Raw genomic sequence first — 22,107 nt, 5'->3', positions numbered from 1 at the left:
CCATGAGCAAGATCCTGATCCGCGGTGCCAAGGTGCTGGGTGGGGAGCCCCAGGACGTCCTGATCGACGGGGAGTTCATCGAGGCCGTCGGCACCGGGCTGAGCGCCGAGGGCGCCGAGGTCGTCGAGGCCGACGGCAAGGTCCTGCTGCCCGGGCTCGTCGACCTGCACACCCACCTGCGCGAGCCCGGCCGCGAGGACTCCGAGACGGTGCTCACCGGCACCCGGGCCGCCGCCTCCGGCGGCTACACCGCCGTGTTCGCCATGGCCAACACCTTCCCGGTCGCCGACACCGCCGGCGTCGTCGAGCAGGTCTACCGGCTCGGCAAGGAGCACGGCTACTGCGACGTGCAGCCCATCGGCGCGGTGACCGTCGGCCTGGAGGGCAAGAAGCTCGCCGAGCTGGGCGCCATGCACGAGTCCGCGGCCGGCGTCACGGTCTTCTCCGACGACGGCAAGTGCGTCGACGACGCCGTGATCATGCGCCGGGCCCTGGAGTACGTGAAGGCCTTCGGCGGGGTCGTCGCGCAGCACGCCCAGGAGCCGCGGCTGACCGAGGGCGCCCAGATGAACGAGGGCGTGGTCTCCGCCGAGCTGGGCCTCGGCGGCTGGCCGGCCGTCGCCGAGGAGTCGATCATCGCCCGCGATGTGCTGCTCGCCGAGCACGTCGGCTCGCGGGTGCACATCTGCCACCTGTCGACGGCCGGGTCCGTGGAGATCGTGCGTTGGGCCAAGTCCCGCGGCATCGACGTGACCGCCGAGGTCACCCCGCACCACCTGCTGCTGACCGACGAGATGGTGCGCAGCTACAACCCCGTCTACAAGGTCAACCCGCCGTTGCGCACCGAGCGCGACGTGCTGGCCCTGCGCGAGGCGCTGGCCGACGGCACGATCGACATCGTCGCCACCGACCACGCCCCGCACCCGCACGAGGACAAGGACTGCGAGTGGGCCGCCGCCGCCATGGGCATGGTGGGCCTGGAGACCGCGCTCTCCGTCGTCCAGCACACCATGGTCGATACCGGCCTGCTGACCTGGGCGGACGTCGCGGAGCGGATGTCCTTCGCGCCGGCCCGGATCGGTGGCGCGGCCGGTCACGGCCGCCCCGTCTCGGCTGGTGAGCCCGCCAACCTCACCCTGGTCGATTCCGCTTACCGTGGAGAGGTGGACCCCGCGGGCTTCGCCTCCCGCAGCCGTAACACCCCCTACGAGGGCCGTGAGCTGCCAGGACGCGTCACCCACACCTTCCTGCGGGGCCGGGCAACGGTCGTCGACGGGAAGCTGGCGTGACTCCTCCACTGTTCCACCTGGCCGCCGAGCAGCACTCCGCGCCGGTCACCGACTGGGCCGGGCGGATCGCCTGGGTCGTCGGGCTGCTGGTCTTCGTGGCCTTCGTCTACTGGCTGATGCGGCAGGGCTGGAAGTGGCGCGGCACGCTCCAGGGCGACCTGCCCGAGCTGCCGGCCCGGCCCGCGCCCGAGGCACTCGGCGAGCCGACCCTGACGGCCGGCACCTCGCCCGCCACCGCCCCGGGCGGAGGCGGCAATCCGCCGCTGACTCTGTCCGGCCGGTACCACGGCTCCACCACCGCCGGGCAGTGGCTCGACCGGATCGTCGCCCACGGCCTGGGCACCCGCAGCCGCGTCGAGCTGACCCTGACCGACCAGGGCCTGGACGTCGTACGGCCGGGCGCCACCGACTTCTTCGTGCCGGCCGCCGCCCTGCGCGGCGCCCGCCTCGACAAGGGCATCGCCGGCAAGGTCCTCACCGAGAACGGCCTGCTGATCGTCACCTGGCGGCACGGCGAGAAGGAGATCGACTCCGGTTTCCGCTCCGACCGGGCGGGCGAGCACGCCGCCTGGGTCGAGGCCCTCACCGCCCTGAGCACCGACAACACCACCAGCACCACCAAGCACGAAACGGAAGGCGCACGATGACGACCTCCACCAGGGGTACCGCCCACGGCACAAGGGGGCTGCCCGCCGTACTCGTCCTGGAGGACGGCCGCAGCTTCCGTGGTCGCTCCTACGGGGCCGTGGGGGAGACCTTCGGCGAAGCGGTGTTCTCCACCGGCATGACCGGCTACCAGGAGACGCTGACCGACCCCTCGTACCACCGCCAGGTCGTCGTCATGACCGCCCCGCACATCGGCAACACCGGCGTGAACGACGAGGACCCCGAGTCGCAGCGGATCTGGGTCGCCGGCTACGTGGTCCGCGACCCCGCCCGCATCCCGTCCAACTGGCGCTCGGTGCGTTCCCTGGACGAGGAGCTGGTCGCCCAGGGCATCGTCGGCATCAGCGGTGTCGACACCCGCGCGCTCACCCGCCACCTGCGCGAGCGCGGCGCGATGCGGGTCGGCATCTTCTCCGGCGACGCGCTGCCCGACGAGGGCACCATGCTCGCCAAGGTGCGCCAGACCGCCGAGATGAAGGGCGCCGACCTCTCCGCCCAGGTCGCCACGGACGAGCCGTACGTCGTCCCGGCGATCGGCGAGAAGAAGTTCACCGTCGCCGCGATCGACCTGGGCATCAAGGGCATGACCCCGCACCGCATGGCCGAGCGCGGCATCGAGGTGCATGTGCTGCCCGCCACCGCCACCGCCGAGGACGTCTACGCGGTGAACCCGGACGGGGTGTTCTTCTCCAACGGGCCGGGCGACCCGGCCACCGCCGACCACCCGGTGTCCGTGATGCGCGAGGTGCTCTCGCGGAAGACCCCGCTGTTCGGCATCTGCTTCGGCAACCAGATCCTGGGCCGCGCCCTGGGCTTCGGTACGTACAAGCTCAAGTACGGCCACCGCGGCATCAACCAGCCGGTGCAGGACCGTACGACCGGCAAGGTCGAGGTCACCGCGCACAACCATGGATTCGCCGTCGACGCCCCGCTCGACAAGGTTTCCGACACCCCCTTCGGCCGTGCCGAGGTCTCCCACGTCTGCCTGAACGACGACGTGGTGGAGGGCCTGCACCTGCTCGACCAGCCGGCCTTCAGCGTCCAGTACCACCCTGAAGCCGCCGCGGGTCCGCACGACGCCGCGTACCTCTTCGACCGCTTCGTTTCCCTGATGGAGGGCCAGCGTGCCTAAGCGCACCGATATCCAGTCCGTCCTGGTCATCGGCTCCGGCCCGATCGTCATCGGTCAGGCCGCCGAGTTCGACTACTCCGGCACCCAGGCCTGCCGGGTCCTCAAGTCCGAGGGCCTGCGCGTCATCCTGGTGAACTCCAACCCGGCGACGATCATGACCGACCCGGAGATCGCCGACGCCACGTACGTCGAGCCGATCACCCCGGACTTCGTCGAGAAGATCATCGCCAAGGAGCGCCCCGACGCGCTGCTGCCGACCCTGGGCGGCCAGACCGCGCTGAACACCGCGATCTCGCTGCACGAGGCCGGCACCCTGGACAAGTACGGCGTCGAGCTGATCGGCGCCAACGTCGAGGCGATCCACAAGGGCGAGGACCGCGACCAGTTCAAGGAGGTCGTGAAGGCCGTCAACGCCAAGATCGGGTACGGCGAGTCCGCCCGCTCGGTCATCTGCCACTCCATGGACGACGTGCTCGCCGGCGTCGAGGAGCTCGGCGGCTACCCCGTCGTCGTCCGCCCCTCCTTCACCATGGGCGGCGCCGGCTCCGGCTTCGCCCACGACGAGCAGGAGCTGCGCCGGATCGCCGGCCAGGGCCTCACGCTCTCCCCGACCACCGAGGTGCTCCTGGAGGAGTCCATCCTCGGCTGGAAGGAGTACGAGCTGGAGCTGATGCGCGACAAGAACGACAACGTCGTGGTCGTCTGCTCCATCGAGAACTTCGACCCGATGGGCGTGCACACCGGTGACTCGATCACCGTCGCCCCGTCGATGACGCTCACCGACCGGGAGTACCAGGTCCTGCGGGACATCGGCATCGCGGTGATCCGCGAGGTCGGCGTCGACACCGGCGGCTGCAACATCCAGTTCGCGGTCAACCCCGTCGACGGCCGGGTCATCGTCATCGAGATGAACCCCCGGGTCTCCCGCTCCTCCGCGCTGGCCTCCAAGGCGACCGGTTTCCCGATCGCGAAGATCGCCGCCCGGCTCGCCGTCGGCTACACCCTCGATGAGATCCCCAACGACATCACCGAGCAGACCCCGGCCTCCTTCGAGCCGACGCTCGACTACGTCGTCGTCAAGGTGCCCCGCTTCGCCTTCGAGAAGTTCCCGGCTGCCGACGCCACGCTGACCACGACCATGAAGTCGGTCGGCGAGGCCATGGCGATCGGCCGCAACTTCCCCGAGGCGCTCAACAAGGCGCTGCGCTCGCTGGAGAAGAAGGGCAGCCAGTTCGACTTCGTGGCCGAGCCGGGCGACAAGGCGGAGCTGCTGGCGCGCGCCCAGGTCCCGACGGACGGCCGGATCAACACCGTGATGGCGGCGATCCGGGCCGGCGCCACCCCGCAGGAGGTCTTCGACGCCACGAAGATCGATCCCTGGTTCGTCGACCAGCTCTTCCTGATCAAGGAGATCGCCGACGAGATCGCCGACGCGGACCAGCTCGGCCCCGACATCCTTGCGGACGCAAAGCGCTACGGCTTCTCCGACGCCCAGATCGCCGCCCTCCGCGGGCTGCGCGAGGACGTCGTCCGCGAGGTCCGGCACGCCCTCGGCGTCCGCCCCGTCTACAAGACCGTGGACACCTGCGCCGCCGAATTCGCCGCGAAGACGCCGTACTTCTACTCCTCCTACGACGAGGAGACCGAGGTCGCGCCCCGCGAGAAGCCGGCCGTGATCATCCTCGGCTCCGGCCCCAACCGCATCGGCCAGGGCATCGAGTTCGACTACTCCTGCGTCCACGCCTCGTTCGCGCTCAGCGACGCCGGCTACGAGACCGTGATGGTCAACTGCAACCCGGAGACCGTCTCCACCGACTACGACACCTCCGACCGGCTCTACTTCGAGCCGCTCACCCTGGAGGACGTGCTGGAGATCGTGCACGCCGAGACCCTGGCCGGCCCGGTCGCCGGTGTGGTCGTCCAGCTCGGTGGGCAGACCCCGCTGGGCCTGGCGCAGGCGCTCAAGGACAACGGCGTGCCGATCGTGGGCACTTCGCCCGAGGCGATCGACCTCGCCGAGGAGCGCGGCGCCTTCGGCCGGGTGCTCACCGAGGCCGGGCTGCCGGCCCCCAAGTACGGCACCGCCTTCTCCTTTGACGAGGCCAAGCGGATCGCCGCCGAGATCGGCTACCCGGTGATGGTCCGCCCGTCGTACGTCCTCGGCGGCCGCGGCATGGAGATCGTCTACGACGAGCCCTCCCTGGGCGCGTACCTGGAGCGGCACGCGGGTCTGATCTCCGAGCACCCGGTCCTGATCGACCGCTTCCTCGACGACGCCATAGAGATCGACGTCGACGCGCTCTACGACGGCCACGAGCTCTACCTCGGCGGCGTGATGGAGCACATCGAGGAGGCCGGCATCCACTCCGGCGACTCCGCCTGCGCGCTGCCCCCGATCACCCTCGGCGGCTTCGACATCAAGCGGCTGCGCGCCTCCACCGAGGCCATCGCCAAGGGCGTCGGCGTCCGCGGCCTGATCAACATCCAGTTCGCGATGGCCGGCGACATCCTCTACGTCCTGGAGGCCAACCCCCGCGCCTCCCGTACGGTGCCCTTCACCTCGAAGGCCACCGCGGTGCCGCTGGCCAAGGCCGCCGCCCGGATCTCGCTCGGCGCCACCATCGCCGAGCTGCGCGCCGAGGGCATGCTGCCCAAGGCGGGCGACGGCGGCACGCTGCCGCTGGACGCGCCGATCTCGGTCAAGGAAGCCGTGATGCCCTGGTCGCGGTTCCGCGACGCCTCCGGCCGCGGCGTGGACACCATCCTCGGCCCGGAGATGCGCTCCACCGGCGAGGTCATGGGCATCGACTCGGTCTTCGGCACCGCCTACGCCAAGTCGCAGTCCGGCGCGTACGGGGCGCTGCCCACCAAGGGCCGGGCCTTCGTCTCCGTCGCCAACCGGGACAAGCGCTCGATGATCTTCCCGGCCCGTGAGCTGGTCGCGCACGGCTTCGAGCTGCTCGCCACGTCCGGCACCGCCGAGGTGCTGCGCCGCAACGGCATCAACGCCACCGTGGTGCGCAAGCAGTCCGAGGGCGAGGGCCCGAACGGCGAGAAGACCATCGTCCAGCTGATCCACGACGGCCAGGTCGACCTGATCGTCAACACCCCCTACGGCACCGGGGGCCGGTTGGACGGCTACGACATCCGCACCGCGGCGGTGGCCCGTTCCGTACCCTGCCTGACCACGGTCCAGGCCCTCGCGGCCGCCGTCCAGGGCATCGAGGCGATGAACCGCGGCGATGTCGGCGTCAGGTCACTCCAGGAACACGCGGAACACCTGACCGCGGCCCGCGACTAGCAGCCCGTGAGGGGGACACAGCGACACGCTCGCGGTGTCCCCCTCTTCATGAGGACACCACACCATGTACCAGCTCTTCTTCCGGCTCTTCTTCACGCGCATGGACCCCGAGCGGGCCCACCACCTGGCCTTCGGCTGGATCCGGCGCGCCGCGCGCATCCCGGTGCTGCGCACCTTCCTCGCCGCCGTGCTCGCGCCGCGCTTCAAGGAGCTGCGGGTCGAGGCGTTCGGCCGCCGGATGCACGGTCCGTTCGGGCTCGCCGCGGGCTTCGACAAGAACGCCGTCGCCATCGACGGCATGACCATGCTCGGCTTCGACCACGTCGAGATCGGCACCGTCACCGCCCAGGCGCAGCCCGGCAACCCCACCAAGCGCCTGTTCCGGCTCGTACCGGACCGCGCGCTGATCAACCGGATGGGCTTCAACAACGACGGCTCGGCCTCCGTCGCGGCCCGTCTGGCGGCCCGGAACCCGGTCTTCCGTACCACCCTCGGCGTCAACATCGGCAAGACCAAGATCGTCCCGGAGTCCGAGGCGGTCGCCGACTACGTCACCTCCACCGAGCGGCTGGCCCGGCACGCCGACTACCTGGTCGTCAACGTCTCCTCCCCGAACACCCCGGGCCTGCGCAACCTCCAGGCCACCGACCACCTGCGGCCCCTGCTGACCGCCGTCCGCGCGGCGGCCGATGCGACGGTCACCGACCGTCGGGTCCCGCTCCTGGTCAAGATCGCCCCGGACCTGGCCGACGAGGACGTCGACGCGGTCGCCGACCTCGCCGTCGAGCTGGGCCTGGACGGCATCATCGCCACCAACACCACCATCGCCCGCGAGGGCCTGGGCCTGACCTCCGACCCGAAGCTGATCGCCGAGACCGGCGGCCTGTCCGGCGCGCCCGTCAAGGAGCGCTCCCTGGAGGTGCTGCGCCGCCTCTACGCCCGCGTCGGTGACCGGATCACCCTGGTCGGGGTCGGCGGCATCGAGACCGCCGAGGACGCCTGGCAGCGCATCCTCGCCGGCGCCACCCTCGTCCAGGGCTACAGCGCCTTCATCTACCAGGGCCCGTTCTGGTGCCGGGCGATCCACAAGGGTCTCGCCGCCCGGCTGCGCAACAGCCCCTACGCCACCCTCGCCGACGCCGTCGGCGCCGAGCACAAGAAGGTGACCGCATGACCGCCGGCCCCTCGCCCGACCCGCGGCCCACCGCCCCGGCCGAGCCCTTCGGCGCCCGGCTGCGCCGCGCCATGGACGAGCGCGGCCCGCTCTGCGTCGGCATCGACCCGCACGCCTCGCTGCTGGCCGACTGGGGCCTGAACGACGACGTGGCGGGCCTGGCCCGCTTCACCCGCACCGTCGTCGAGGCGCTCGGCGAGCACGTCGCCGTCTTCAAGCCACAGGCGGCGTTCTTCGAGCGCTTCGGCTCGCGCGGCCTGGCCGTCCTGGAGACTGCGGTGGCCGAGGCGCGCGAACGCGGCGCGCTGGTCGTGATGGACGCCAAGCGCGGCGACATCGGCTCGACCATGGCCGCGTACGCCGAGGCCTTCCTGCGCACCGACTCCCCGCTGTTCTCGGACGCGCTGACGGTCTCCCCGTACCTCGGCTACGGCTCGCTCCGGCCGGCCGTCGACCTCGCCCGCGAGAGCGGCGCCGGGCTCTTCGTCCTCGCCCTCACCTCCAACCCGGAGGGCGCCGAGGTCCAGCGGGCGGTGCGGGAGGACGGCCGCACCATCGCGGCGACCGTGCTGGGCCACCTCGCCGCCGAGAACGACGGCGCCGCGCCGCTGGGCTCCTTCGGCGCGGTGGTCGGCGCCACGCTCGGCGATCTCTCCTCGTTCGACCTGGCGATCAACGGCCCGCTGCTCGCCCCCGGCATCGGTGCCCAGGGCGCCACCCCCGCCGACCTGCCGACGGTCTTCGGGAACGCCGTACGCAACGTCGTCCCGAGCGTCAGCCGGGGGGTGCTGCGACACGGTCCGGACCCCTCGGCGCTGCGCGCCGCGGCGGCGCGATGCACCGACGAAGTGCGTACCGCGCTCGCTGAGGCACCGTAAGACGGGGAGTTTGGTCCTGAATTGTCCTGGTCAGCAGAGTCTGACCAGGACTTTTCGTCTGTTCTCGCTGACTCCGGCGCCCTTGGCCGCTAGTCTCCGACGAGAGCACTGCACGTAAGCGCGTTGCTCGTTGCTCCGCAGATGCGGGGCGACTAGGTTCCACACCGGTCCTTATCCGACAGTTCGACATCCGAGGTGACGTAGGCGTGGCTCTTCCGCCCCTTACCCCTGAACAGCGCGCTGCCGCGCTCGAAAAGGCCGCCGCGGCTCGCCGGGAGCGCGCCGAGGTCAAGAATCGACTCAAGCACTCCGGAGCCTCCCTCCACGAGGTCATCCAGCAGGGCCAGAAGAACGACGTCATCGGCAAGATGAAGGTCTCCGCTCTGCTGGAGTCCCTGCCCGGCGTCGGCAAGGTCCGCGCCAAGCAGCTCATGGAGCGGCTCGGGATCTCCGAGAGCCGTCGCGTGAGGGGCCTCGGCTCCAACCAGATCGCGGCGCTGGAGCGTGAGTTCGGCGGCGGCCCGGCCTGAATTTTCCGGCATCGCCGGGAAGCTGGAATAATCGCTGCATGAGTTCAGCAGTCTCCCGGGGGACGACCCCCGTGCCCTCGGCCAGACAACCGCGGCTGACCGTGCTCTCCGGCCCCTCGGGGGTCGGCAAGAGCACGGTCGTCGCGCATCTGCGCAAGGTCCATCCGGAGGTCTGGCTCTCCGTCTCGGCCACGACCCGCAAGCCGCGCCCCGGCGAGCAGCACGGCGTCCAGTACTTCTTCGTCGACGACGAGGAGTTCGACAAGCTGGTCGCCAACGGTGAGCTGCTCGAATGGGCGGAGTTCGCGGGCAACCGCTACGGCACCCCCCGCAGGGCGGTGCTGGACCGCCTGGAGTCCGGCGAGCCGGTCCTGCTGGAGATCGACCTGCAGGGCGCCCGCCAGGTCCGGGAGTCCATGGCGGAGGCCCACCTGGTGTTCCTGGCCCCGCCGAGCTGGGACGAGCTGGTCCGCCGGCTCACCGGCCGGGGCACCGAGGCGCCGGAGGTCATCGAACGCCGCCTGGAGGCCGCCAGGGTCGAGCTGGCGGCGGAGAAGGAGTTCGATGTGACGCTCGTCAACACCTCCGTCGAGGACGTCAGCCGTGAGCTGCTAGCCTTGATGCTGCATCGATCCGAGGAGCGGAACACCGGCGGCTGACCCCGCGGAGCGACCACCACCCCCGGACCTGCCACAGACTGTGCGCCTCTCCGTGCCACACCAGGCGCATCACACCAGGCTTCATCCCCTTTCGGAAGGTAGAGAGTGTCCTCTTCCATCACCGCACCCGAGGGCATCATCAACCCGCCCATTGATGAGCTTCTCGAGGCCACCGACTCGAAGTACAGCCTCGTGATCTACGCGGCCAAGCGCGCCCGCCAGATCAACGCGTACTACTCGCAGCTCGGCGAGGGCCTGCTGGAGTACGTCGGCCCGCTCGTCGACACGCATGTGCACGAGAAGCCGCTGTCGATCGCGCTCCGCGAGATCAACGCCGGTCTGCTGACCTCCGAGGCCATCGAGGGCCCCGCGCAGTAAGCGGCAGAGCACGTCACAAGGGCCCGGCGGAGCTCCCCCAGCTAACGCTGGGAGGGGCCCAGCCGGGCCCTTGGTGTGTCATAGGGGCAGGTGGGCCACCGGGCGCACCGACCGGACCGGAAGCTCGGGGAGCGGGGAAGCGATGGACAAGCGGGAGCAGCGGCGGCCCAGGGTCGTCCTGGGCGTCAGCGGCGGGATCGCCGCGTACAAGGCGTGTGAGCTGCTGCGGCGGCTGACCGAGTCCGGGCACGACGTACGGGTGGTGCCGACCGCCTCGGCGCTGCACTTCGTCGGCGAGGCCACCTGGTCGGCGCTCTCCGGCCACCCGGCCACCACCGAGGTCTGGGAGTCCGTTCACGAGGTCCCGCACGTCCGCATCGGCCAGGCCGCCGACCTGGTCGTGGTCGCCCCCGCCACCGCCGACATGCTGGCCAAGGCCGCCCACGGCCTCGCCGACGACCTGCTGACCAACACGCTGCTGACCGCCCGGTGCCCGGTGGTCTTCGCCCCGGCGATGCACACCGAGATGTGGGAGAACCCGGCCACCCAGGAGAACGTCGCCACCCTGCGGCGGCGGGGTGCGGTGGTCGTCGAGCCCGCGGTGGGCCGGCTGACCGGCGTCGACACCGGCAAGGGCCGCTTCCCCGACCCGGTGGAGGTCTTCGAGCTCTGTCGCCGGGTGCTGGCCCGCGGTGCCGAGGGCGGCACCGTCGCCGACCTGGCCGGCCGCCGGGTCGTGGTCACCGCCGGCGGCACCCGCGAGCCCCTGGACCCCGTCCGCTATCTGGGCAACCGCTCCTCCGGGAAGCAGGGCTACGCGCTGGCCGCCACCGCCGCCGCCCGGGGTGCGCAGGTCACCCTGATCGCGGGCAACACCGAACTGCCCGATCCGGCCGGGGTGGACGTGCTGCACGTCGGGACCGCCCGCCAGCTGCGGGAGGCCACGCTCAAGGCCGCGGCGGACGCCGATGCCGTGGTGATGGCCGCCGCCGTCGCCGACTTCCGTCCCGCCGCCTACGTCACCGGCAAGATCAAGAAGGTCGAGGGCCAGGAGCCGGAGCCCCTCGCCCTGGTCCGAAATCCGGACATCCTCGCCGAGCTCTCCGCCGACCGGGCCCGCCCGGGCCAGGTCGTCGTGGGATTCGCCGCCGAGACCGACGACGTGCTCGCCAACGGGCGCGCCAAACTCGCCCGCAAGGGCTGTGACCTGCTGGTCGTCAATGAGGTCGGGGAGCACAAGGCCTTCGGGTCGGCCGAGAACGAGGCGGTCATCCTCGCGGCCGACGGCAGCGAGACCCCGGTCCCGTACGGCCCCAAGGAAGCCCTGGCCGATCGGGTCTGGGACCTGGTCGCACCGCGCCTGTAGCGGGGCCGCCCCCGGCCCCGCGCGATACGGCCGAGAAACGCCCCCCGGTCACCCCTTCAGCCCGGCAAAAAGGGGCGCGTCCCCTTGACCCAGATCACAGTCAAGGTGATCGTCCTATCCGTGAGGCGTGGTGTCCCAGGTCACGAGGGGTCCAGAAATCGAGACCGCGTGCCCGAACGCCACATCCGACCGATAAACTGGCGAGTGGATCGGGCCGAGCGCAGCTCTCGGCCCTTCCGCCAATGATCAGCCAGCAGCCGCTGCAACCCCAGGGAGCGATGTGTCCCGCCGCCTGTTCACCTCGGAGTCTGTGACCGAGGGCCACCCCGACAAGATCGCTGACCAGATCAGCGACACCATCCTCGACGCGCTCCTCAAGGAGGACCCGACCTCCCGGGTCGCCGTCGAGACGCTGATCACCACCGGCCTGGTCCACGTGGCCGGTGAGGTGACGACCAAGGCGTACGCCGACATCCCCAACCTCGTCCGCAACAAGGTCCTGGACATCGGCTACGACTCGTCCAAGAAGGGCTTCGACGGCGCTTCCTGCGGCGTCTCGGTGTCCATCGGCGCGCAGTCCCCGGACATCGCCCAGGGCGTCGACACCGCCCATGAGTACCGGGTCGAGGGCGACGACGACGAGCTGGACCGGCAGGGCGCCGGCGACCAGGGCCTGATGTTCGGCTACGCGTGCGACGAGACGCCCGAGCTGATGCCGCTCCCGATCAACCTCGCGCACCGCCTGTCCAAGCGCCTGTCCGAGGTCCGCAAGAACGGCACCATCCCCTACCTCCGCCCCGACGGCAAGACCCAGGTCACCATCGAGTACGACGGCCACAAGGCCGTCCGCCTCGACACCGTCGTGGTCTCCTCCCAGCACGCCAGCGACATCGACCTCGACTCGCTGCTCGCGCCCGACATCCGCGAGTTCGTCGTCGAGCACGTCCTGGGCCAGCTCGTTGAGGACGGCATCAAGCTGGACACCGAGGGCTACCGCCTGCTGGTCAACCCGACCGGCCGCTTCGAGATCGGCGGCCCGATGGGTGACGCCGGCCTGACCGGCCGCAAGATCATCATCGACACCTACGGCGGTATGGCCCGCCACGGCGGCGGTGCCTTCTCCGGCAAGGACCCGTCCAAGGTCGACCGCTCGGCCGCCTACGCCATGCGCTGGGTCGCCAAGAACGTCGTCGCCGCCGGCCTCGCGGCCCGCTGCGAGGTCCAGGTCGCCTACGCCATCGGCAAGGCCGAGCCGGTCGGTCTCTTCGTCGAGACCTTCGGCACCGCCACCGTCGACACCGACAAGATTGAGCAGGCGATCGGCGAGGTCTTCGACCTCCGCCCGGCCGCGATCATCCGTGACCTGGACCTGCTCCGTCCGATCTACGCCCAGACCGCCGCCTACGGCCACTTCGGCCGCGAGCTGGAGGACTTCACCTGGGAGCGCACCGACCGCGTGGAGGCCCTGAAGAAGGCCGTGGGCCTGTAAGCCCCGATCCACTCGGCCAACGGCCCCGGACCGCCCGCCGCGGTCCGGGGCCGTGGCATGTGCGGACCCCGGCCGCTGTCGGTCCCATCTGCTAAGACTGGGACTGTGAGCAGGGAGAACGGGCGGCCGGAGGCGGGTGTGGGGGAGTCGGGGGCGGGGGAGCAGCTGGCGCTGATCCGGGAGGCCGTACGGGAGAAGAAGACCGGGCGGGCGAAGCCGCGGACGTGGCGGGGGGCCGAGCTGGCGGCCGGGCTGCCGGTGGCGCGGGTGCTGGTGGACAAGGGGCTGGTGCACCTCGACCGGTACTTCGACTATGCGGTGCCGGCGGCGATGGACGCCGAGGCGCAGCCGGGGGTCCGGGTGCGGGTGCGGTTCGGCGCCGGGGAGAAGGGCGGCCGGCGCGAGGGCGGCAAGTTGGTCAGCGGCTTCATCGTGGAGCGGGTGGCGGAGAGCGAGTACCGCGGGGTGCTGGCGCCGATCGCGCAGGTGCTGTCGACGGAGCGGGTGCTGACGCCGGAGCTGCTGGGGCTGTGCCGGGCGGTCGCCGACCGGTACGCGGGGACGCTGGCGGATGTGGTGCAGCTGGCGGTGCCGCCCCGGCGGGCGGCGGCCGAGGCCAAGCCATCACCGGCGCCGCTGCCGCCCAATGCCCTTCCGGATGCCGGGAGTTGGAGCCGTTACGGGGCGGGGCCCGGCTTTCTGGCGGCGCTGGCCCGGGGCGATGCGCCGCGGGCGGTGTGGACGGCGCTGCCGGGGGCGACCTGGCCGCAGGAGCTGGCCCGGGCGGCCGCGGCGGCGCTGGCCGGCGGGCGCGGCGCGCTGGTCGTGGTGCCCGACGGGCGGGCCGCGGCGCGGGTGGACGCGGCGCTGACCGAGCTGATCGGGTCGGAGCGGCATGTGCTGCTGACCGCCGATGCCGGGCCCGAGGAGCGCTACCGCCGCTGGCTGGCGGTGAGCCGGGGCTCGGTGCGGGCGGTGATCGGGACCCGGGCGGCGATGTTCGCACCGGTCGCCGATCCGGGTTTGGTGGCGCTGTGGGACGACGGGGACGGCAGCCACAGCGATCCGCACGCCCCGCAGCCGCATGCGCGGGAGGTGCTCATCCAGCGGTCGGTGACCGAGGGCGCCGGGTTCCTCCTGGGCGGACTGGGCTGCACGGTGGAGGCGGCGCAGCTGGTGGAGAGCGGTTGGGCGCGGCCGCTGACCGCCGAGCGCGAGCAGGTCCGGGCCGCGGCGCCGCTGGTGCGTACGGTCGGTGAGGGCGATGAGGCACGGGACGCCGCTGCGCGGGCCGCCCGACTGCCCACGATGGCCTGGCAGGTGGTCCGGGACGGGCTGCGGCGCGGCCCGGTGCTGGTCCAGGTGCCGCGCCGGGGATATGTGCCCCGGCTCGCGTGTGAGCGGTGCCGTACGCCGGCGCGCTGCCGGGCGTGTGCCGGTCCACTGGAGTCCCTGCGGGCGGGGGAGCTGGCCTGCGGGTGGTGCGGACGGCCGGAGCCGGACTGGCACTGCGCGGAGTGCGGCGGCGCCCGGCTGCGGGCCCAGATCGTCGGGGCGCGGCGGACGGCGGAGGAGCTGGGGCGGGCGTTCCCGGCGGTTCCGGTGCGTACGTCGGGCCGCGACCATGTGTTGGCCACCGTGCCGGACGCGCCGGCCCTCGTGGTGAGCACGCCCGGCGCGGAACCGGTGGCCGAGGGGGACGGGTACGCCGCCGCGCTGCTGCTGGACGGCTGGGCGCTGCTGGGGCGGCCGGACCTCCGGGCCGGGGAGGAGGCGCTGCGCCGCTGGCTGGGTGCCGCCGCGCTGGTCCGGGGGCAGGCGGAGGGCGGCACGGTCGCAGTGATCGCGGAGCCCACTCTGCGGCCGGTGCAGGCGCTGGTGCGCTGGGACCCGGTCGGTCATGCGGTCCGCGAGCTGGCCGAGCGGGCCGAGCTGGGCTTCCCGCCGGTGTCCCGGATGGCTTCGGTGGCCGGCCGCGGGGAGGACGTCGCGGAGCTGCTGCGGTCCGCCGAACTCCCGCCCGGAGCCGAGGTGTTGGGGCCGGTTCCGATGCCGGCGCCGGACCCCGGGCGGCCCCGTCGGCCCGGTGATCCTCCTGCGGCCTCCGGCCGGGGGAACCCCGCTCCCGGCGAGGAGTGGGAGCGCGCGCTGGTGCGGGTCCGCCCGGGGCAGGGGGCGGCGCTCGCCGCGGCGCTCAAGGCGGCGCGGGCGGCCCGGCTGGTCAAGCGCGAGGGGGAGGCGGTGCGGGTGCGGATCGATCCGCCGGACCTGGGGTGAGCGGCGCTGACGTGGGTGAGCCGCCCGAGGCGGGCGGGTCCGCGCCGGCGGGTGGCGGTGCGGCGCCGGTCCTCCGGCGTTCACGGCCCGGCCGGCATGGGCGCGTTGGACCGTCCGGCGTCCGTGGCCCGGCTGCTTCGGCGTGCGGCCGCCCAGGGACACGGCGCCGCCCCGGGGCGGTGGTCTGGCGTTCCCCGGGGCGTTGGCGAGCGGTGCACGGCGAGCCGTGCCCGGTGGGTGACGGCGTCAGCCGTTGCGGGGGCCGGGGAAGGCGCCCGGGCGGCTCGGTTCGTCGCGGGGGACCGGGGCGGGCCGGTCGGGCATGGAACGGGCGGCGGGGACGGACGGCGCTCCGGGCAGCCCGGTGGTCATCGTCACCGCGCGGCCCGCGGCAGCGTCCGACGCGCGCACCGCGCTCTCGCCGCCGCCGTCCGCGACGGGTTGGCTGGAGGCCCGGCGGGCACCGTAACGGCGGTGCACGGCCTGCTTGGTGACCCCGAGCGCCGAGCCCACCGCGTCCCAGGAGAAGCCCAGCGAACGGTCGAAGTCGACCGCCGCCGTGACGAGGGTCTCGACGCTGTCGCGCAGCTCCTGGGCGAGGCGCACGGTGGGGGCGGGCGCGCGTCCGTAGACGACGAAGCCCGCGGAGGGGCCCGTACGCCGCGGGCGGTAGACGTTGCCGAGCTGAGCGGTCAGTGTGCGCAGCGCGTCCACCTGCCGGCGGACCCGCTCGATGTCCCGCACCAGGAGATGCAGGCTGGCGCGCGCCTGGGCGTCGTGGGTTGCGTGGTCGGCCATGAAACAAGCCTCTCGAACCGGCGTGGAAAGGTATGGGTGCAGAGGTGGTGAAAGCGAGCGGGCCGCCAAGGCGGCCCGTTCCAGGTCAATGCTTTTTGACCAACGCGACAGCAGCGGCTGTGGTCACGGTATGGGGGCGCGCGAACTTCTGCAGGAGGCGCGGGGAATGTTGTGCGCCCCCTTGTTCCGCCGCCATGGCCTGGGACGGGCCCCATAGACTGGTGTGTCGTTCCGCAGCGTGTGAGAGGTAGATCGCCACCCATGAGGCTTGTCTTCGCCGGCACCCCCGAGGTCGCCGTACCCGCCCTCGATGCCCTGATCGCCTCGGAGCGGCATGACGTCGTGGCCGTCGTGACCCGGCCCGACGCGCCCGCGGGGCGTGGCCGGCGGCTGGTCGCCAGCCCCGTCGCGGAGCGCGCGGCGGAGGCCGGCATCGAGGTGCTCAAGCCCGTCCGGCCGCGTGACGAGGACTTCCAGGCCCGACTGCGGGAGATCGCGCCGGACTGCTGCCCGGTGGTCGCCTACGGCGCGCTGCTGCCGAAGTCCGCGCTGGACATCCCCGCCAGGGGCTGGGTGAATCTGCACTTCTCGCTGCTGCCCGCATGGCGTGGCGCGGCGCCCGTCCAGCACGCGGTGCTCGCCGGCGACGAGGTCACCGGAGCCTCCACCTTCCAGATCGAGCAGGGCCTGGACTCCGGCCCGGTCTACGGGGTGTTGACCGAGCAGGTCCGGCCGACCGACACCAGCGGCGATCTGCTCACCCGGCTGGCGTTCGCCGGCTCCGGGCTGCTCGTCGCCACGATGGACGGCATCGAGGACGGCACCCTCACCGCGGTGCCGCAACCGGCCGACGGCGTCACCCTCGCGCCGAAGATCGAGGTCGAGGACGCCAAGGTGGACTGGACCGCACCGGCGCTCCGCATCGACCGGCTGGTCCGCGCCTGTGCGCCGGCCCCCGGCGCCTGGACGGTCTTCCGCGGCGAGCGCCTCAAGCTGATGTCGGCGTCCCTTGCCGAGGGCCACACCGAGCCCGCCCTCGTGCCCGGCGCCCTCGCCGCCACGAAGAAGGCGGTGTACGTCGGCACCGGCAGCCACCCGCTCGAACTGGGCTGGGTGCAGCCGCAGGGCAAGAAGCCGATGAAGGCGGCGGACTGGGCCCGTGGCGTCCGCATCGAGGCGGGGGAGCGGCTGGGCGGCTGACGGTGCGGCGGGGGCCGTTGGGGCGCGCGACCGACCGTCCGGCCGTGCGCGCTCCCGTCACCGGCCCCGCGTAGGCTGGGACGGCACCCTTCCTCTCGTATCCGGAGCACCTTTTCTGTGAGCCAGCAGCCCAGCCGTCGCCCCAGCAAGCCCCATCGCCGGCCGAAGAAGGACCCGGTACGGATCCTGGCGTTCGAGGCGCTGCGGGCCGTGGACGAGCGGGACGCCTACGCGAACCTGGTCCTGCCGCCGCTGCTGCGCAAGGCGCGCCAGGCCGGCGACTTCGACAGCCGGGACGCGGCGCTGGCCACGGAGCTGGTCTACGGGTCGCTGCGACGGCAGGGCACCTATGACGCGGTCCTCGCGCAGTGCGTGGACCGCCCGCTGCGGGACGTGGACCCGCCGGTCCTGGACGTCCTGACGCTCGGCGCGCACCAGCTGCTCGGTACCCGCATCCCCAGCCACGCCGCGGTCAGCGCCACCGTCGAGCTGGCGCGGGTGGTGCTGGGCGACGGCCGGGCCAAGTTCGTCAACGCGGTGCTGCGCAAGGTCGCCGCCCATGACCTGGACGGCTGGCTGGAGCGGGTCGCGCCGGACTACGACGAGGACCCCGAGGACCACCTCGGCATCGTGCACGCCCACCCCCGCTGGGTGGTCTCCGCGCTGTGGGACGCCCTCGGCGGTGGCCGCGCCGGGATCGAGGACCTGCTGGAGGCGGACAACGAGCGCCCCGAGGTGACGCTGGTGGCGCGGCCCGGCCGGTCGACCGCCGAGGAGCTGCTGGACGCGGCCGGCGAGCAGGGCGCGCTGCCCGGGCGCTGGTCGCCGTGGGCGGTCCGGCTCGCGGAGGGCGGCGAGCCCGGTGCGCTGGACGCGGTCCGCGAGGGGCGGGCGGGCGTCCAGGACGAGGGCAGCCAACTGGTCGCCCTCGCGCTGGCGAACGCACCGGTCGACGGCTCCGACCGGCTCTGGCTCGACGGCTGTGCGGGCCCCGGCGGCAAGGCGGCGCTGCTAGGCGCCCTGGCGGCCCAGCGTGGCGCGGCCCTGTTGGCATCGGAGCGGCAGCCGCACCGCGCCCGTCTGGTGGCCCGGGCGCTGGACGGCAACCCCGGCCCGTACGCGGTGATCACCGCCGACGGCACCCGCCCGGCCTGGCGGCCCGGCAGCTTCGACCGCGTCCTGGTGGACGTCCCCTGCACCGGCCTGGGCGCGCTGCGCCGCCGCCCGGAGGCCCGCTGGCGCCGCCGCCCCGAGGACCTGGACGGCTTCGCCCCGCTCCAACGCGACCTGCTGCGCCAGGCGCTGGCCGCGGTCCGGGTCGGCGGAGTGGTCGGCTACGCCACCTGCTCCCCGCACCCGGCCGAGACCCGCGCCGTGGTCGAGGACGTCCTCAAGGGCCGAGGTGGCCCGGCGGTCGCGGCGGACTGGGTCGACGCCCGCCCCCTGATGCCCGGCGTCCCCGCCCTCGGCGACGGCCCCGACGTCCAGCTCTGGCCGCATCTGCACGGCACGGACGCGATGTACCTGGCCCTGCTCCGCCGGACGGGGTGAGCGCGGGGCCAAGGGCGGCAGCCGCACCTCACACCCGGAACTGGTGCTCTTCCAGACATGGGGCGAACATCAGGACCACGCCGAACATGATCCCTCCGGAGGCGAGCTGCTGCCCTTGGTCGAACTCGTCGACGAACGCGGCGGCGACGCCGTTCTCACCGCGCTAGACCGGATCGTCGACGAAGCCCACGCCGAGGTCATGGACTCCACCGCCCGCAAGGCTCAGGGACGGGAAGGGCCACAAGTGAAGATCGTCAATGGCTTCCCCCTCCGGGCAGGGCAGCGACGAATGCGATGAGTACGGCCGGCCCGTACCCGGGCCGGCGGGACGTCTCGGAGCCAGAGCGGCTCACGGGCGGGCTGAGCGCGATTCGCCCCCGGACAGCGGCCGGTCCCGGAGGTCTGGGGGCCGGCTTCACCCCTTCGGGGCTGTTTCGTGGCCGTGGCCGGTGGTGTTCAGGATGCGTTCAGGTTGCGGTTGGAAGCGTGGGGCGGCGTGCGACGTGATCACTGCGCGCGGTGCACCTCGTACCTGACATCTGCCGCCACTGTGCGCACTTCGTAAGGACCCGCGACACGACGTGAGGTGCTGCGGAGGCGCCACCCAGGAAGGATCGACATTGCCTGAGCCCGAAGTCCTGGCCGACATGGACGTCGCCGGCACCGACAGGTACGTGCTGCGGAAGCTGCCGGAGGTCACACTGGCCTTCTGGGTCATGAAGACCGCCGCGACGACCCTCGGTGAGACAGCAGGCGACCTCTTCGCCCAGACCCTCAAGCTCGGCTACTTCCTGACCACCATCGCGTTGTTCTTGATCTTCGTGGTCACGCTGGTCGTGCAGCTCCGGTCCCGGCGCTACAACCCGTTCTTCTACTGGACGGTCATCCTGTCCACGAGCATGGCCGGCACCACGATGTCCGACTTCATGAACCGGGACGCCAGCGCCAAGTTCCTCACCGACGGCGCGAAGTCGCTCGGCTGGGGACCGCAGGGCCTCGGGTTGGGCTACCCCACCGGGGCCGCCATCCTGATCTCGCTGCTGATCGTCATCTTCGTCATCTGGAAGTGCACCGGGCTGACGTTCGCCATCCGCGACATCGTCTCCTTCCGCGCGGAGGCCCTCTTCTGGGCGGCGATCCTCGTGTCGAACACGCTCGGCACCTCGATGGGTGACTTCCTCTCCGACAGCTCCGGACTCGGTTACGCGGGCGGCGCCCTGTTCGTGACCGGTGTACTCGCCGTACTCGTCGCCCTTATGCGGGTGCCGGCCGTGCCGAACGTGGTGCTGTTCTGGATCGCCTTCGTGCTCACCCGGCCCCTCGGGGCGACCGCCGGTGACTTCCTCACCAAGCCGCTCGCCAAGGGCGGCCTCGACCTCGGCACGGCGGGCTCGTCGGCGGTGCTCCTCGCGGTGCTGCTCTGCCTCATGGGGTACGCCCACGTTCAGGAGCGCCGGACCGATGCGTCCCGGGACAGGACCCTCACGGGCGTTTCCTGAGCACCACCGTGATCGTGGCTTTCCCCGGGGGCTTCGAGCGCGCCGGCGAGCCGACGCAGTACGCCCATGGCGTCCGCGGTTCCGAGCTGTGAGCGGCGGCGTTCGCTTCGATCGTGGAGTGTGATCTGGCCGGGGCCTGCAAGATCAGCGCGGGCCGGCGGAGGGCGGTAGTCCGCGAGCCCCGTTGGCCTTGGCTCTGGTGAGCTTGGCTCCGGTCAGCTGCGCCCCTCGCAGGTCGGCGTTGGTGAGGTTGGCTCCGGTCAGGTTCACACCGCGCAGGTCAGCGCCCGTCAGGTCGGCGCCGGTCAGGTCGGCGTTCGCCAGGTTCGCGCTGTCCGTGACGGTGCCAGAAATGACCTTGGCTTGCAGGGACTTGTCGGCCGCGCTGAGCTGTGCGCCGTGTAGGTGCGCCCCGGCCAGGGTTGCGCCCGTGAGGTTGGCGTCAGCCAGGATCGCCCCGGTCAGATCCGTCCCGGCAAGGCTTGCTCCTGTGAGGTCCGCATCCCAGAGCACCGCACGGGTGAGACGGGACGGTCCGGTGCGGACCGGCGCGTCCGGCGCCCCCAGTACCGTCTCGTGCAACTTCGCGCTGCTGAGGTCTGCCCCGGTCAGATCCGTCTCAAGAAGCCCCGCGCGGGTCAGGTCCGCTCCGTCCAGTTGGGCATTGGTCAGGCCTGTGCGCAGGAGTGTTGCTCCGCTCAGATTGACCTCGCTGGCGAACGCGTTGCGCAGGTCTACTCCCGCGAGCACGGCATGTCGCAGGTCTGCCCCCTCCATGTTCGCGTAGCCGAACGAGGAATGCGTGCGGGGGAGTTCACCGCCCTTGGGGATCTTCGCGAGGTCTTTGACGCCCCAGGTGGACAGCGTCAGGCCCCGGAGGTCTGTGCGGTTCCAGTCGAGCTGCGCACCTCCGTCGTGGCCGGGTGGGCGGCGGGCCAGCACATTCATCACGGCCGCCACGTCAGTGGACGGGCGGCGTTTGAGGGTCTGCTCGAGGTCCTTGGGCTCCTTTGCGAAGCCGCTTGCCGGAACGGGTGCGTGACGTCGTACGTATGCCGACAAGACCGAGATGATCCTGGGCTGGTCGCGAGGCGAGTCCTGCATGATGCGCTCCAGCGCGTAGATCCCCCCGAAGCGCACGTCCAACGACCGCGACCCGAGGTTGGTGATCGCGTCGTTGAACCGGCTGGTGAGCTGCCCCTGTTCGGCGACCTGTACTTCCCGCCAGGTGAACAGCAGCGCCAACGCTGCGGCCAGGCCGGGCAGGGCGGCCACCGTGAGCCCTAACCACTGGGCCCGGCCCAAGCCGCCGGCACCGTGCGCATCGGCTCCGCGGCGGCGCCGTTGTCTGGCCGCGCGCCTGTGCGCGATCCGGCTCAGCCGTCCACCGCGCGTATGGCTCCTCACCTTGTCCATGGCAATCGACAGACGTCGAACCGGGCTGACGCCACTCCGTCGAGGCACCCGATCGCCGCAGTGATCCGCAGGCTGCGTGGCGACGGCGGCGGCGCTCTGCCCGGACCGTTCCGCCCGGACCGTTCAGGCGGTCTCGTTCACCATCGGGGGTGCGCATGCCGCCGGGGACGAGGCGGTGACCAGCCGGTGCCGCAGCTACCGTTCCTCCTCCGCGCGGTCCGTGGGGGAGGAGCCCCGCCAGACCACCGAGCTGCCCAGGGCCGCCGCCACAGGGGTGCGGTGAGGCCGGCCCGCACCGCGTACGCCTCCACCGTGCCTTCGGCGAGCATGCGCAGGCCGTGGGGCGTCCGGCCGTTCGCGGTGGGGACGCCGCGCGGCCAGTCGGGGTTGCAGGCCCAGTACGGGCGGTCGTGGTCGTCACGGCAGACGGCGGCCCCCGCGGCCCCCGGGGTGCCGCCGGGGAGGGGCCGGGGAGGGGCCGGGACGTCCCGCCTCCGGGTGGCG

The 22,107-nt window shown here is 72.3% G+C and carries 18 protein-coding genes; 16 read left to right on the top strand and 2 right to left on the bottom strand.

Features of this window, described 5'->3' with window-relative positions; translation table 11 throughout:
* Positions 1–2: 2 nt before the first annotated feature.
* From AB0G84_RS09325 to AB0G84_RS09270, 12 genes are all read left to right on the top strand, one after another.
* On the top strand, positions 3–1,289 hold the full coding sequence (locus tag AB0G84_RS09325) for a dihydroorotase (RefSeq protein WP_361317749.1): 1,287 nt from the start codon (positions 3–5) through the stop codon (positions 1,287–1,289).
* Positions 1,286–1,936 (top strand): hypothetical protein, encoded by a 651-nt coding sequence (locus tag AB0G84_RS09320; RefSeq protein WP_361317746.1) that lies wholly within the window; start codon positions 1,286–1,288, stop codon positions 1,934–1,936. Before AB0G84_RS09325 ends, AB0G84_RS09320 begins: the two co-directional genes overlap by 4 nt.
* Complete coding sequence (gene carA / locus AB0G84_RS09315) at positions 1,933–3,087, top strand: glutamine-hydrolyzing carbamoyl-phosphate synthase small subunit (protein ID WP_361317743.1); 1,155 nt, start codon at positions 1,933–1,935, stop codon at positions 3,085–3,087. Before AB0G84_RS09320 ends, carA begins: the two co-directional genes overlap by 4 nt.
* A complete protein-coding gene (gene carB / locus AB0G84_RS09310) occupies positions 3,080–6,388 on the top strand; it encodes a carbamoyl-phosphate synthase large subunit (protein WP_361317740.1) in 3,309 nt (1,102 codons plus the stop codon). The genes carA and carB overlap by 8 nt, the downstream gene beginning before the upstream one ends.
* 64 nt (positions 6,389–6,452) lie before the next feature.
* Positions 6,453–7,562: a quinone-dependent dihydroorotate dehydrogenase gene (locus AB0G84_RS09305; RefSeq protein ID WP_361317738.1), complete on the top strand. Its 1,110-nt coding sequence runs from the start codon at positions 6,453–6,455 to the stop codon at positions 7,560–7,562.
* Positions 7,559–8,440, top strand: a complete 882-nt coding sequence (pyrF, locus tag AB0G84_RS09300; RefSeq protein WP_361317736.1) for an orotidine-5'-phosphate decarboxylase — start codon at positions 7,559–7,561, stop codon at positions 8,438–8,440. The genes AB0G84_RS09305 and pyrF overlap by 4 nt, the downstream gene beginning before the upstream one ends.
* 206 nt (positions 8,441–8,646) lie before the next feature.
* Positions 8,647–8,970, top strand: coding sequence for an integration host factor (locus AB0G84_RS09295; RefSeq protein ID WP_361317733.1), 324 nt, complete (start codon positions 8,647–8,649; stop codon positions 8,968–8,970).
* A gap of 38 nt (positions 8,971–9,008) precedes the next feature.
* Positions 9,009–9,629, top strand: coding sequence for a guanylate kinase (gmk, locus tag AB0G84_RS09290; RefSeq protein ID WP_361317730.1), 621 nt, complete (start codon positions 9,009–9,011; stop codon positions 9,627–9,629).
* Between the two features lie 105 nt (positions 9,630–9,734).
* Positions 9,735–10,007 (top strand): DNA-directed RNA polymerase subunit omega, encoded by a 273-nt coding sequence (gene rpoZ, locus AB0G84_RS09285; protein ID WP_005319902.1) that lies wholly within the window; start codon positions 9,735–9,737, stop codon positions 10,005–10,007.
* Positions 10,008–10,149: 142 nt separating this feature from the next.
* On the top strand, positions 10,150–11,373 hold the full coding sequence (gene coaBC / locus AB0G84_RS09280) for a bifunctional phosphopantothenoylcysteine decarboxylase/phosphopantothenate--cysteine ligase CoaBC (RefSeq protein WP_361317727.1): 1,224 nt from the start codon (positions 10,150–10,152) through the stop codon (positions 11,371–11,373).
* Positions 11,374–11,653: 280 nt separating this feature from the next.
* Positions 11,654–12,862 (top strand): methionine adenosyltransferase, encoded by a 1,209-nt coding sequence (gene metK / locus AB0G84_RS09275; RefSeq protein WP_361317724.1) that lies wholly within the window; start codon positions 11,654–11,656, stop codon positions 12,860–12,862.
* A 105-nt stretch (positions 12,863–12,967) separates the two neighbouring features.
* Positions 12,968–15,139, top strand: a complete 2,172-nt coding sequence (locus AB0G84_RS09270; RefSeq protein WP_361317721.1) for a primosomal protein N' — start codon at positions 12,968–12,970, stop codon at positions 15,137–15,139.
* Between the two features lie 246 nt (positions 15,140–15,385).
* Here the strand turns inward: AB0G84_RS09270 and AB0G84_RS09265 are convergent, their stop codons facing one another.
* The gene (locus tag AB0G84_RS09265) at positions 15,386–15,937 is read right to left on the bottom strand and encodes a hypothetical protein (RefSeq protein ID WP_361317718.1); all 552 of its coding nucleotides are present in this window, start codon (positions 15,935–15,937) and stop codon (positions 15,386–15,388) included.
* 261 nt (positions 15,938–16,198) lie between these two features.
* Here AB0G84_RS09265 and fmt point away from each other — a divergent pair, with 261 nt between their 5' ends.
* The 4 genes from fmt (at position 16,199) to AB0G84_RS09245 (ending at position 20,187) form a co-directional block, all read left to right on the top strand.
* A complete protein-coding gene (gene fmt / locus AB0G84_RS09260; RefSeq protein WP_361317716.1) occupies positions 16,199–17,137 on the top strand; it encodes a methionyl-tRNA formyltransferase in 939 nt (312 codons plus the stop codon).
* A gap of 117 nt (positions 17,138–17,254) precedes the next feature.
* Positions 17,255–18,688, top strand: coding sequence for a transcription antitermination factor NusB (locus tag AB0G84_RS09255; protein ID WP_361317713.1), 1,434 nt, complete (start codon positions 17,255–17,257; stop codon positions 18,686–18,688).
* A 43-nt stretch (positions 18,689–18,731) separates the two neighbouring features.
* The gene (locus AB0G84_RS09250) at positions 18,732–18,986 is read left to right on the top strand and encodes a hypothetical protein (protein WP_361317710.1); all 255 of its coding nucleotides are present in this window, start codon (positions 18,732–18,734) and stop codon (positions 18,984–18,986) included.
* A 322-nt stretch (positions 18,987–19,308) separates the two neighbouring features.
* The gene (locus AB0G84_RS09245; protein ID WP_361317708.1) at positions 19,309–20,187 is read left to right on the top strand and encodes a hypothetical protein; all 879 of its coding nucleotides are present in this window, start codon (positions 19,309–19,311) and stop codon (positions 20,185–20,187) included.
* A gap of 144 nt (positions 20,188–20,331) precedes the next feature.
* Here the strand turns inward: AB0G84_RS09245 and AB0G84_RS09240 are convergent, their stop codons facing one another.
* Positions 20,332–21,462, bottom strand: coding sequence for a pentapeptide repeat-containing protein (locus tag AB0G84_RS09240; RefSeq protein ID WP_361317705.1), 1,131 nt, complete (start codon positions 21,460–21,462; stop codon positions 20,332–20,334).
* Positions 21,463–22,107 lie beyond the last annotated feature (645 nt).

It is taken from the genome of Streptomyces sp. NPDC020742 (assembly GCF_040641675.1).
Taxonomy (GTDB): domain Bacteria; phylum Actinomycetota; class Actinomycetes; order Streptomycetales; family Streptomycetaceae; genus Streptomyces.
Note: the sequence above shows the minus strand (reverse complement) of the source record. Positions and strands in the feature narration are given on the sequence as shown.